12 protein-coding genes and 1 pseudogene are annotated in these 12,186 nt (G+C 61.1%); 6 read left to right on the top strand and 7 right to left on the bottom strand.

What is annotated here, in order from left to right; all coding sequences use genetic code 11:
• Positions 1-243: 243 nt before the first annotated feature.
• Together QOC89_RS01275 and QOC89_RS01270 are read left to right on the top strand one after the other, a co-directional pair.
• Positions 244-1,143, top strand: a complete 900-nt coding sequence (locus tag QOC89_RS01275; protein ID WP_323043360.1) for a LysR family transcriptional regulator — start codon at positions 244-246, stop codon at positions 1,141-1,143.
• 424 nt (positions 1,144-1,567) lie between these two features.
• Positions 1,568-2,104, top strand: a complete 537-nt coding sequence (locus QOC89_RS01270; RefSeq protein WP_323043359.1) for a class IV adenylate cyclase — start codon at positions 1,568-1,570, stop codon at positions 2,102-2,104.
• Positions 2,105-2,222: 118 nt separating this feature from the next.
• Here the strand turns inward: QOC89_RS01270 and QOC89_RS01265 are convergent, their stop codons facing one another.
• Complete coding sequence (locus QOC89_RS01265) at positions 2,223-2,729, bottom strand: Lrp/AsnC family transcriptional regulator (protein ID WP_323043358.1); 507 nt, start codon at positions 2,727-2,729, stop codon at positions 2,223-2,225.
• Positions 2,730-2,862: 133 nt separating this feature from the next.
• On the opposite strand from QOC89_RS01265, the gene phhA reads away from it, so the two are divergent.
• The gene (gene phhA / locus QOC89_RS01260; RefSeq protein WP_323043357.1) at positions 2,863-3,753 is read left to right on the top strand and encodes a phenylalanine 4-monooxygenase; all 891 of its coding nucleotides are present in this window, start codon (positions 2,863-2,865) and stop codon (positions 3,751-3,753) included.
• Positions 3,754-3,844: 91 nt separating this feature from the next.
• Positions 3,845-4,147: pseudogene (locus QOC89_RS01255) on the top strand (4a-hydroxytetrahydrobiopterin dehydratase); the annotation flags it as partial.
• Between the two features lie 93 nt (positions 4,148-4,240).
• On the opposite strand, the gene QOC89_RS01250 reads toward QOC89_RS01255, so the two are convergent.
• Positions 4,241-4,465: a DUF3717 domain-containing protein gene (locus QOC89_RS01250; protein WP_323043356.1), complete on the bottom strand. Its 225-nt coding sequence runs from the start codon at positions 4,463-4,465 to the stop codon at positions 4,241-4,243.
• A gap of 174 nt (positions 4,466-4,639) precedes the next feature.
• Here QOC89_RS01250 and QOC89_RS01245 point away from each other — a divergent pair, with 174 nt between their 5' ends.
• Together QOC89_RS01245 and QOC89_RS01240 are read left to right on the top strand one after the other, a co-directional pair.
• The gene (locus tag QOC89_RS01245; protein ID WP_028197606.1) at positions 4,640-5,326 is read left to right on the top strand and encodes a response regulator transcription factor; all 687 of its coding nucleotides are present in this window, start codon (positions 4,640-4,642) and stop codon (positions 5,324-5,326) included.
• 143 nt (positions 5,327-5,469) lie between these two features.
• Positions 5,470-6,972 carry a sensor histidine kinase gene (locus tag QOC89_RS01240; RefSeq protein WP_323043355.1) on the top strand — a complete coding sequence of 501 codons (1,503 nt, stop codon included), beginning with the start codon at positions 5,470-5,472 and terminating at the stop codon, positions 6,970-6,972.
• 64 nt (positions 6,973-7,036) lie between these two features.
• Here QOC89_RS01240 and QOC89_RS01235 read toward each other — a convergent pair whose 3' ends face one another.
• From QOC89_RS01235 to QOC89_RS01215, 5 genes are all read right to left on the bottom strand, one after another.
• Positions 7,037-7,552, bottom strand: a complete 516-nt coding sequence (locus QOC89_RS01235; RefSeq protein WP_323043354.1) for an SET domain-containing protein — start codon at positions 7,550-7,552, stop codon at positions 7,037-7,039.
• Between the two features lie 220 nt (positions 7,553-7,772).
• Entirely contained in the window at positions 7,773-8,885 is a 1,113-nt protein-coding gene (locus QOC89_RS01230) for an NADH:flavin oxidoreductase/NADH oxidase (protein WP_323043353.1), read from the bottom strand.
• Between the two features lie 73 nt (positions 8,886-8,958).
• Positions 8,959-9,672, bottom strand: a complete 714-nt coding sequence (locus QOC89_RS01225) for a glutamine amidotransferase (RefSeq protein ID WP_323043352.1) — start codon at positions 9,670-9,672, stop codon at positions 8,959-8,961.
• A gap of 126 nt (positions 9,673-9,798) precedes the next feature.
• Entirely contained in the window at positions 9,799-10,437 is a 639-nt protein-coding gene (locus tag QOC89_RS01220; protein WP_323043351.1) for a MarR family winged helix-turn-helix transcriptional regulator, read from the bottom strand.
• A 537-nt stretch (positions 10,438-10,974) separates the two neighbouring features.
• A complete protein-coding gene (locus QOC89_RS01215) occupies positions 10,975-12,090 on the bottom strand; it encodes a YbdK family carboxylate-amine ligase (protein WP_323043350.1) in 1,116 nt (371 codons plus the stop codon).
• Positions 12,091-12,186 lie beyond the last annotated feature (96 nt).

Below are 12,186 nucleotides of genomic sequence, written 5' to 3'. Positions count from 1 at the left end.
TCGCCGAAACGGCCGCTCGTGCCGTCGATCCGCTTGCCGTTGATGAAATGGGTCAGCGCGCGTGCGCTCGTCTCGCTCCGGACGGTTTCGTCCTGATATGTCTCGCTCATCGTCTTGTCCTCTTCCTATGAATGTCTTCCGCTCACCGCAAACGGCGTGATGTACGCAAGCGTACGGCGCTTCGAGGCGACAAATCCAATGAGTAATGCTCAACTGCGCCATAAGCCGGGCTAATATCAAGATATGGATCTGACTCTGCTACGGGCGTTCGTCACCGTCGCACGCGAAGGCAATCTCACGCGTGCCGCGGTGCAACTTCACCTGACCCAACCCGCCGTGAGCCTGCAAATCAAGCATTTGCAGACGACGCTCGGCGTGACGCTGTTCACGCGGACTTCGCACGGGCTTTCGCTGACACGCGATGGCCAGGCCCTGTTGCCTCATGCCGAACGCGCGCTGGGCGCCGCGAGCGACGTGCAGCGCGCGGCGGCGGCGCTGCGTCACGAAGTGCGCGGCCGATTGCGGATCGGCACGATTCTCGACCCCGCGTTCCTGCGCCTCGGCGGTTTTCTCAAGCAACTGGTGGAAACCTGGCCGCATATCGAAACCGCGTTGCGCCACGGCATGTCGGGCTGGGTACTCGAGCAGGTTCGCAACGGGGAACTGGACGTGGGCTATTACATCGGCCTGCCAGCGGATGACGACGCCCGCGACGGCGCCGCCTTTCACGCCATCACGCTCACGCACTTCCAGTACCGCGTGCTGGCGCCGGCGGGCTGGAAAGATCGGGTGAAAGGCGCGCGCGACTGGCGCTCGCTCGCTGCGCTGCCGTGGATCTGGACGCCACCCGCGTCCGCCCACAACCGGTTGTTGTCGCGCTGCTTCGGCGAGGCCGGCGTGAAGCCGGTCAAGGTAGCGGAAGTGGATCAGGAGCCGTCGATGCTCGATCTGGTCAAATCAGGCGTCGGGCTAACGCTCGCTCGCGACGCCACCGCGATCGCGGAAGCTCATGCGCACGCTTTGACCATCGTCGAAGGCGTCACCGTGCCGACCCAGCTCAGCTTCATCACGCTGGCGGAGCGCAAGGACGAGCCCGCAATTGGCGCCGCGTTGAAACTGATCGAGCAACAATGGGCCACATGAGGGCGGCATGAAAGCGCACGTGACGGTAAAACGAGAGCGATATGAGCCACTCTCATGACAGCTGCGTACGTTTCGGGCCGGTCGATGGGTATCGTGGGCGGCTGCTCCATTAGGGCAGTATTCCTTCGCGGTTCCCGCACGCCGCCCTAACGGTTCGAGGTTCGAGGTTCCCAGATGCCAGGTGCCAGATGCGCAGGCTCACTTGTCATCAACGCCAGCCTCCCTCTCAAGTCACGTTGACAGGCCCTCCTCGTCGATCCAGTCATCTGAAACCACGCCGTCACGCACTTTTTGTTAGATTGAGGGTTCGCGCTCATGTGCCGACCCCGCATCGTTTGTTCCGTCTGACTTCATTCTTCCAGGCAGCTTCGCCCCGGCAACACCTGAAGCCGCCGACCACGCCATCCTTCGACAGGAGCCTGACATGGCACGCAACATTGAAATCAAAGCCCGCGCCCAGCATTTCGAGCAACTGCGCGAACGCGCCGCGAAACTCGCGCCGGACGCCCCCCTGATCTTCCGCCAGCAGGATTTTTTCTACGATGTACCGCGTGGCCGCCTGAAGCTGCGCCAGTTCGACGATGGCACGCCGGCCGAACTGATCTTCTATCAGCGCGACGATCGCGACGGCCCCAAAGCGTCGTATTACACACGCAGTCCAGTGACCAACCCTGAAGCGATGCACGCGCTGCTCGCCACGGCGCTGACTACGCGTGGCATCGTCACGAAGGAGCGCCATGTTTATCTAACGGGCCGTACGCGGATTCATCTGGACCGCGTCGACGGTCTTGGCGACTTCGTCGAGCTTGAAGTCGTGCTGGCTCAGGACGACGACGAAGAAGGCGGCCACGCCGAAGCACACGCGATGTTCCAGACCCTCGGCGTGCCGGAATCGGATCTGGTGGCGGTGGCCTACGTCGACCTGCTGAGCCCGGACAGTGAACCGAAGCAGGTTGCATAAACCTTAACCATCGCCGACCACGGGTGAAATCAGTTCGGGAACAGTGGCCCGAAAAGACCTCGCGGTCTCAGCAATCTTGGCGATTTGAGTGGCCTGAGCGGGCCGGGCCTTCGCCGCATCAAACGGCGGCGGCCCCTGGCGACAAATGGCCGAGCGGCAACGGTCCATTACGCTTGAACGTGGTCAGCACGATATTGGAGCGCACGCTGTCAACGCCGGGCACACGCATCAACTTCTTCATCACGAACGCCGAGAGATAGTTCAGATCGGGTGCGACAATGCGCAGCAGATAATCGGCGTCGCCGACCACGGCGTGACATTCCAGTACTTCCGGCAGCACGTCGATCTGTTGCTGGAATTGCTCGATGATCGAGTCGCCATGATGCTTCAACTTCAAACTCGTAAAGGCCGTTACGCCGAGGCCGAGTTTCTCCGGCCGCAGCACGACGCGATAACCATCCACCACACCCACCTGCTCCAACCGTTGCAAACGCCGCCCAATCTGCGATGGCGACAGCGGCACCTGCTCAGCCAACTGCTGATGGGTCGCGCGGCCGAAGCGCTGCAGCACATCTAGAAGCGCAAGATCGAAGTGATCGAGTTCCAACGTGATTAATATCCGCATTAAATCAGTATTTGATGCATGATTATTGCATATTGACGCGCCATAACGCCATCGTTGCGCCCTTTCCGCAAGCTCGCCGCTCTACACTTGCATCACCGTTTCAACCCGCAGCTATCGTAGAGCGCGCAGCGTCATGTCCACAGGCAACACCGCCAAACTCAAAGAGCAATTCGACGCCGGCCTCGAAACCCGCGCCGATTTCACCATCGACCAGCCGACCGACCGCTATGGCGCAGTCGACCATGCAGTCTGGCAACAGCTTTACGCACGCCAGACCGCGTTGCTCAAAGGCCGTGTGTGCGATGAGTTTCTGGCAGGCGTCGACTGCATCGGCATGCCGTCCGACCGCGTACCCTCGTTCGACGAAATCAACGCCAGGCTGACCCCGGCGACCGGCTGGCAAATCGTCGCCGTGCCTGGGCTCGTGCCCGACCAGGTGTTCTTCGAGCATCTGGCGAACCGCCGCTTTCCCGTGACATGGTGGATGCGCCGCCCCGACCAGCTCGATTATCTGCAGGAACCGGACTGCTTTCACGACCTGTTCGGTCACGTGCCGCTGCTGATCAATCCAGTGTTCGCGGACTACATGCACGCCTACGGCCGCGCGGCGCTCGCCGCCAATGACGCTGGCGCCCTGCCGCTGCTCGCGCGGCTCTATTGGTACACCGTCGAGTTCGGTCTGATCCGCGACCTGGCGAGCCCGAACGGCGTGAAGATCTACGGCGCGGGCATCGTATCGAGTAAAGGCGAGACGCTCTACAGCCAGCAAAGCGCGGCGCCGAACAGGCTCGGCTTCGACCTCGAACGCGTGATGCGCACGCGGTACCGCATCGACACGTTCCAGAAAACCTACTTCGTGATCGACGACTTCGCGCAATTGTTCCGCGTTGCACAAACCGACTTCGCGCCGTTGCTGGCAGAGCTGGCCGCGCAGCCAGCGTTCGCCGCGGGGGACGTACTCGCGCGGGATCACGTCATCACGCGCGGCTCGCAGGAAGGCTGGCAAGCCGACGGCGACATCTGACGATCAAGCTGATCGGGGCTGGCAGCAAGCTGATGGCATCCGTGAAAATATAGCGGATGCGCACGCCCGCTGGCGTGCCTGATCAGATCAACGAGGTAGCACGATGATTCACAAACTGACTCCCGAAGAACGCGCCGCGCAAGTTGCGCAACTGCACGGCTGGCAAGCCGCGGCAGGCCGCGACGCAATTCAGCGCCACTTCGAATTCGCCGACTTCAACGAAGCCTTCGGCTTCATGACGCGCGTGGCGATCAAGGCCCAGGAGATGGACCATCACCCGGAATGGTTCAACGTGTACAACAAGGTGGAAATCACGCTGTCTACACACGAGGCCAATGGCTTGACCGAACGGGACATCCAATTGGCACGATTTATCGACACTATTACAGCGTAATACAAACGATTGGGCGCATGGATGTGCATTGCAGCGAACAATTGGCGTGAATGAAAGGGTATTGCAGGCAATCTGGTGCCCAAACCTTCAGTTCTACAGGCTATTATTAAGGCGCACGTAAGCATCCCACGCCTGCCGGGCAATCCCGTCCAAACGATCCGGCGAGAGCGTCTGCTGACGCTGTACAATCATTAGCGCATACGGCTTGGAGAGCGCGCTTGCCTCCTTGCACAGAACGAGTTCGTCGCCGCTCGAAGGTGAGCGGGCGCGCCAGAAGTTGATCGCGGCTTCCAGTTCGTGAATCGTTATCTCGGACATGACGTCGTGAACGGCTCAGTGGCTGCTTGATGGCTACTTCATGGCGGCTCGATAGCTGCTTCGTGGCCAGCCGGTGCCGGTTCGGCACGGCCACGCGGCACGTTGCCTGTGCAGCAGGCGCCCCGGCGAACCGCTTGCCCAAACGCCTAAAACCATTGTACTTGAGCGAAATCCATGCGACTCCTTCTGATCGAAGATGACCGCCCCATTGCACGCGGCATCCAAAGCAGTCTCGAACAAGCCGGCTTCACCGTCGACATGGTCCATGACGGCATTTTCGCCGAACAGGCCCTCACCCAAAACCGCCACGAGCTGGTGATCCTCGATCTGGGGCTGCCCGGTATCGACGGCATGACGCTGCTTGCACGCTTCCGTCAGAGCAATCGTCACACGCCGGTGATCATCCTCACCGCGCGCGACGAATTGAACGACCGTGTGCAAGGCCTGAATTCCGGCGCGGACGACTACATGCTGAAGCCGTTCGAACCCACCGAACTCGAAGCACGTATCCGTGCTGTGATGCGCCGCAGCGGCCCGCACGGCGACATGCCGCGTCCGGAAGTGTCATTGGGCGGTGTGCGTCTGTCGGGCGTCGATCGCCGCATTTTCAACGACGACAAGCCGCTCGAACTGTCGCCGCGCGAATTCGCGGTGCTCGAAATGCTGTTGTTGCGCCACGGTCGCGTGGTCAGCAAGGCTCAGCTGCAAGACCATCTGACGCACTTCGGCGGGGATCTCGGCGATACCGCGATTGAAGTCTATGTGCACCGGGTGCGTAAAAAGCTCGAAAACTGCCGTGTCGAAATCGTCACGGTGCGTGGCTTCGGTTATCTGTTGCAGGAAATCCGCCAGGCCGCATAATCGTCACAAGGGCCGCGCACTGCAACGCTGTGTTGCGGCCTGACGGCGCCAGGCCGGCGCCGCGCACCTCGGTGCGCAATTCGCCGGCATCCGGCGGATTTTCCGGCGCTTGTCGCCGTTGCTTCTTTCCCGCGCGTTCGATCATGCCCCAGCCGGCCGCCAATAGTCTGCGCCGCACGCTGCTGCGGCGCCTCGCTGCTCCCCTTTCGCTGCTCGCGCTGATGAGTGGCCTGATCGCTTACTGGCTGGCGTGGCAGTACACGCAGCACGTGGTCGATCGCTCGCTCGCGGATCTCGCCACCGCGATCTCCAAACAGATCCAGATTGCCGGCCCTGACGCCAAGGTGACGGTGCCGCCGCTCGCCCAGGCCATGTTCTCCGATCCGGTCGAACAACTCGTCTATCGGATCAGCAACGGGGAAACCGAAATCGCCGGCGATCACAATCTGCCGCTGCAAGGCACCAGCGTGCGCCGAATGCACTACGCATACGTCTTCGAAACCCAACACGAAGGCGTGACCGTGCGCGTCGCACAGGTGCGCGTGGATCAGCCCACCGGCAATCCGATCGTCGTCGAAGTGGGTCAGCCGGTGCATCACCGTTTTCGGATCGCCGCCGAGTTTCTGGTCGCGATCATGATGCCGCTGCTGTTGTTGCTGCTGGCGGGCTGGGTGATCGTGTGGCGTGTCGTCAATCAACAGCTCAATCCGCTGACGGATCTGGCGGACTCGCTGAACCGCCAGACCCACACGTCGCTCGAACCGGTGGACGAAACCTATGTACCGGTTGAAATCCGGCCGCTCACGGGTGCGCTGAATGCGTTGCTCGGCCGGCTGAAAACCGCCCTCGACGGCCAGCGCAAATTTATCGCCGACGCTGCGCATCAGCTGCGCACGCCGCTCACCGCCGTCAAGCTGCATGCGGAACAGGCCGCGGTTGCACGCGACCCGCAGCAAACGCTCGCCGCGGTCCGAGAGCTACGGGCAGCCGCCGACCGCGCCGTGCGGCTGTCGAACCAGTTGCTTTCACTCGCACGCGCTGAGCCGGGCGAACAGGCCGCTCGTTTCGTCAACGTTGATATGGCCGCGCTTGCGTTCGACACGGGTGCTGAATGGGTGCCGCGCGCGTTGACGTTTCATGTCGACCTGGGTTTTCAGCGCCTCGACGATCCCACTAACGATCACCCGCTGATGGCTCGCGGCAACCCTGTGCTGCTGCATGAAGTGATCGCCAATCTGCTGGATAACGCGCTCAAGTACGTGCCGCCCTCGCGCTTCGATGGCGGGCGCATCACCGTGACAGTCTCGCAAACCGTGATCGACGATCGGCGTATGGCCGAGATCATCGTCGAGGACAATGGACCGGGCGTGCCGCTCGCGCAGCAAGCCGATCTGTTCAAACGATTCTTCCGCGGCGACGGTCAGAGCGACGCCGGCGTGGATGGCGGTGCCGGCCTCGGTCTCGCGATCGTTCACGACATCATGGTGCTGCATCACGGCAGCGTCCATTACGAAGATGCGCCGGAAGGCGGGGCGCGCTTTATCGTGCGTATTCCGCTTATACCGGTCACTGTTCAACCTAAGGTCGATCCTGAGACACGGCGCCCGGCGAAAAAAATGGCGCACTCGGCGCCGATCGATATGTGACTCTGCGGTGGGTCCCAACGGGCTGCCTTGAGTTCGATGACATCCAACCCAGGCAGCCCGCATTTCATTTCTTCTTCGCCTTTTTTGCGGGCTTCTTTACCGGCTTGTCCGACCTGGACGCGCCCTTCTCTTTCTCCGGCGGCGCCAGCATCGTGCCGCGACACTTACGCGCGCCGCAACGGCATTCGTATTCCTTCTTGAGCTTCTTGGTCTGGCGCGCGTCGATGACGAGGCCGTAGTCGTAAAAGACTTCCTCACCCTCGGCGATGTCGCGCAACGCGTGCACGTACACGTGTCCGTCGATCTCTTCAGCTTCGCAGTTCGGCGCACAGGAGTGGTTGATCCAGCGCGCGCTGTTGCCGTCCACTTTGCCGTCGATCACCTTGCCGCTGTCGAGCGCAAAGTAGAACGTGTGATTCGGTTCGTCCGGATTATGCGGATGACGGCGCAACGCTTCCTTCCAGGAGATCCGCTCACCCTTGTATTCGATCAGCCGCTCGCCGGCCGCAATCGGCTCGATGGCAAACACGCCTTTGCCGTGCACTCCCGAACGGCGCACGGCGATCCTGCGTGAACTCATTGAATGAATCCTTGTGAAGAACTGGGGGTGAAGATCCGGCAGCCGTCGGAAATGCCCGCGTCTGACGCGCTGCGTTTTCCGACGCGGATAGCAAACGCGGCGCCTTGCGAGCGCCGCGTCGATCTGCGACGCTCATGCGTCACATCCGGCATCGTACACGCTCAAGACGGCTTCGTTCAACCGTCAAAAAGCCGTGCGCGTGCAAGGCCCGTTGGCCGGTTCACCGTTGTCCGAACGAAATATCGCCGAACAGCGCCTTTTGCTCACGAGGTTGCGAACGCCAGTACTGCGGCGGCGCTTCGACCGTCGCGCCCAATTGCGCGGCGGCATGCCACGGCCAGCGCGGGTTGTACAGCAACGCGCGGGCCATCGCGATCAGATCGGCGTCACCCTCTTCGATGATCTGTTCGGCATGCAGCGGATCCGTAATCAGGCCCACGCCAATGGTGGTGAGGCCGGTTGCCTGTTTGACGGCCCTCGCGAACGGGATCTGGTAGCCCGGCTCGAGCGGAATCTTCTGCAGCGGCGAGACACCGCCGGACGACACGTCGATCCAGTCGCAGCCACGCTTTTTCAATTCCTGCGCGAACGCGATCGTGTCCTCGAGCGTCCAGCCGCCTTCGACCCAGTCGGTTGCCGAGACACGCACACCAACCGGTTTGTCGGCGGGAAACGCGGCGCGCACGATGTCGAAGATTTCGAGCGGAAAACGCATCCGGTTTTCGAGGGAGCCGCCGTAGTCGTCACTGCGTTGATTGGCGATCGGCGACAAAAATTGATGCAGCAGATAGCCGTGTGCCGCGTGCACTTCCAGCGCGTCGATGCCGAGACGTGCGGCGCGGCGCGCGGACGCGGCAAACGCTTCGCGAATCCGGTTCAGTGCGGGCGTATCGAGTGCGAGCGGCGGCTCTTCGCCTGCTTTGTGCGGCAACGCCGACGGCGCATGCGGCAGCCAGCCGCCTTGCGACACCGGAATCAGTTGACCGCCGTCCCACGGCGCATGACTCGATGCCTTGCGCCCAGCATGCCCCAACTGCATCGCGACGCGAATGTGCGAATGCTTGCGAATCGCCGCCAGCACCGGCTCAAGTGCGGCTTCGGTGGCGTCGTCCCACAGTCCGAGATCGCCCGGCGTGATGCGGCCATCGGGTTCGACGGCGGTTGCCTCGATGCATAACATGCCGGCGCCGGATAACGCGAGACTACCGAGGTGGATCATGTGCCACGCCGTAGCCTCGCCGCGCTCGGCGGAATACTGGCACATCGGGGAGACGACAATACGGTTTGGAAGCGTCACGCTACGCAGCGTGAGCGGAGAAAAAAGCGCGCTCATGGATTACGCCCAGTAAAAGCCCGAGAGCGCACGAGCATAGCACCGCAGGTGATTGTCTGCAGGCGCGCGCAGTTCAGGGTTTCGGCTCGACCTGATCGAGCCACTCGCTGAACATGCGGCGCGCAGCGGCTTCCAGCGCCGGACCGAACTGCGCGGTCTCGGCCCGCAACTGACGGGCGTCGATACCGTGGCCGGCAATCTCACCCGCGTTGCCGATCAGCCAGGGCTCGAACCGGTCAGCGCGAATCTCCGGATGACATTGCAGACCCAACACGTGGCCGCCCCAGGCGAAAGCCTGGTTTTCGCAGGCAGGCGTCGAGGCGAGACGCGTGGCATTGTCGGGCAAATCGAAGGTATCGCCATGCCAATGCAGCATTGATGTCTGCGCGCCGTCCAGATGACGCAGCGGGGAAGCCCGGCCCGCATCCGTGAGCGTGAGCGGTGTCCAACCGAGCTCGGTATGGCCGGCGGGATAGACCCGGGCACCGAGCACACGCGCGATCAATTGCGCGCCGAGGCAGATGCCGAGTGTCGGCAGACCCGCGGCAATACGCTTTTCGATCATGCCGAGCAACGGAACGAGCGTTGGGTAAAGCGCGTCGTCGGTTGCGCTGATCGGGCCGCCGAGTACGACCATGAGCGATGCGGCAACCGGGTCGGGTGCTTCGATGCGGGCAAAGCCAACGTCGAGATAGCGCACCGGGCGGCCGCGTTCGCCGAGCTCCAGTTCAAGACTGCCCAGATCTTCGAAGTGCACGTGGCGAATGGCCAGAACTTCGCGATTCATCAGCCCGTCCCACCTTCAGTTGACTAAAGACATGCCGCTACGCGGCGCGACCCGTCCGGCAGGCGGCGATTGCCGTCTGCCGGAACACGGTTTGGCAGTGTAGCGGATTGTCCGGAAGAAGCCGCCTTATTGGGCGAAGATCTTCCAGGTCTTCTTTTGGGTGGCGACGTCGGCCATTTCGTACACCGAGCAATCGAGACGCAGATTCGTGTCCGACATGTCCATGTCGAGCAGCGCGCAGTGATGCGGCGTCTTCTTCGGATTCTTGCTCGGCTCGAAGTGCGTGCAGCTCAGGCACATGCGATGCGGCGGAATGGTGCCTTGCGCTTCCAGCTGGTGGATCGTCTTGAGCAGCGTGCGATAGAACAGCGTTTGCTCTTCGTCACGCAGCGTGCCGACCGCTTTAGCCAGGAAGTCCGGCCATTGCGCAGCGCGCTTCGCGGCAGTACGACCACGCGCCGTCAGACGAACCGCGAGAGCGCGGCCATCGTCGAGGGCACGGCGCTTTTCGACCAGACCTTTGGTCTCGAGCGTGCTCACGGCATCGCTGGTGGTGGCAGCCGTCAGAGCCGTTTCACGGGCGATTTCGCCAAGACGCATCGGGCCTTTGCGCTGCATCAGCAAGACCAGGATTTCGCCCTGGGTCGGCGTGAGGCCCGCGCCTTCCGCCCATTCCCAAGCCTGGCTCCGCATGGCCGTGCTCAATCGCAATAGGCTGTGGGTCACTCGCCCGCCTGCCTGTTCTCCGTATACGCCTTCGCTCATAATCTTCGTGTGGTTTATTAAAGCTTCCGCGCGATGCCGGCGAACCGTCGCCGAGCACACCCGTAGCCTGTGTGGGGTAGCCTCGCCCAAAAATAGACGAGACGGTTTCTACTATCTCAAAAATTTACCGCCTTACAAGCCAAAGACGGCGAAAACGACATTCTATGCGAGACCGGCCAATCGTACAGCTAAGTTATCCAACGCAAGCTGTGGATAACCATGGGAAAACACAGGGGACGGCCTGTGTGTCGATTCTTGATAAGCGATTTATTACAGGTGTCCGCTGCAAAGTTGTCCTCGTTTACCGCTGCCGATACGCGTTGGATCAACCCAGTTATGGTTTACGTAGCACTTTGACTTTTCAGCGAATTATTCAGTTGTCCACAGGCAGATGCAATGCTTGTTAACTACTACTACATGGGTATACGTAAATTTTAGAAAAACCTGAAGGCCCCCCGAGCTGGAAATTTAATTACGAAAAAAAACCCGCATGAAGCGGGTCTTCCTTACGTTTTGCTGTGAGCAATCCTCTGCCGCCTAGGCTCGCCACTGCAGACACTGCTGTCTGACCGCTTCGTGCAAGGATTTTTCCTGCTCGAAAACGCCGCGCAGCCATGTCGCGTCATTAACCTGACCGCGCGCGATTGCCCCGATTTCGGCAAGCGCATTGCCCGAGCCCAATGCTTCGGCATGAGGTGCAATCAGATCCAGCGTTTCGAGGATGTCTTCGGAAATCGTCTTGCGTTCGCTTGTTTGCGGATTGATGCAGTTGCCGGCCAGACCGAAGCGGCATGCCTCGAAACGGTTGAACGTGTAGACGAGGTAGTCGTCTTCCTTCGGCGTGATCGGCTTGTCCAGCAACAGATGCCGTGCCAGCGTCTGGATGTAGCAGGCAATCGCGGCGGCGCGATCCACTGAAAACGGCGTATCCATCACGCGCACTTCGATCGTGCCGAAACCGGGCTTCGGCCGGATGTCCCAGTAAAAGTCCTTCATGCTGTTGACCACACCGGTGTGGACCATCTTCGAGAAATATTCCTCGAAGCTGTCCCACGTCAATACAAACGGCGCACGGCCCGACAGCGGAAAGGCAAACACGGAATTCAGGCGTGCCGAATGAAAACCGGTGTCGACACCCTGAACGAACGGCGACGAAGCGGACAGCGCGATGAAATGCGGAATGAAGCGCGACATCGAATGCAGCAGATACAGCGCGCTATTCGGGTCCGGGCAGCCAATGTGCACGTGCTGGCCGAACACCGTAAATTGCTTGGCAAGGTAGCCGTACAACTCCGAAATATACTGAAAGCGCGGCGTATCGACGATCTGCCGTTCGCTCCATTGCTGGAACGCATGCGTGCCGCCGCCGCACAAGCCGACGTTCAGGTGATCGGCCGCGGCAACCAGCGTGTCGCGGATCTTGCGCAAATCGGCAACGGCCTGTTCGTGCGTCGTGCAGATACCGGTCGACAGCTCGATCATGCTTTCGGTGATTTCCGGCGTGATGTTGCCCGGGATTTTTTCGTCCTTGAGGAGACGCATCAAATCCGAGCCGGCTTTGGTCAAATCGTAGTCGTGCGTATTGACGATCTGCATCTCGAGTTCGACACCGAAAGTGAACGGTTTCGAATCGATGAAGGGTTCGAGTGACATGGCGTCCCTTGAGTCAGGTCGGCCGGTGTGCGACACATGCCGGTGTCACATAAGCGGCCGTTTTTGAATCGAATAAGTTGGATAAAACTCGCAAAT

This window comes from Paraburkholderia sp. (assembly GCF_034668105.1).
GTDB lineage: Bacteria > Pseudomonadota > Gammaproteobacteria > Burkholderiales > Burkholderiaceae > Paraburkholderia.
Note: the sequence above shows the minus strand (reverse complement) of the source record. Positions and strands in the feature narration are given on the sequence as shown.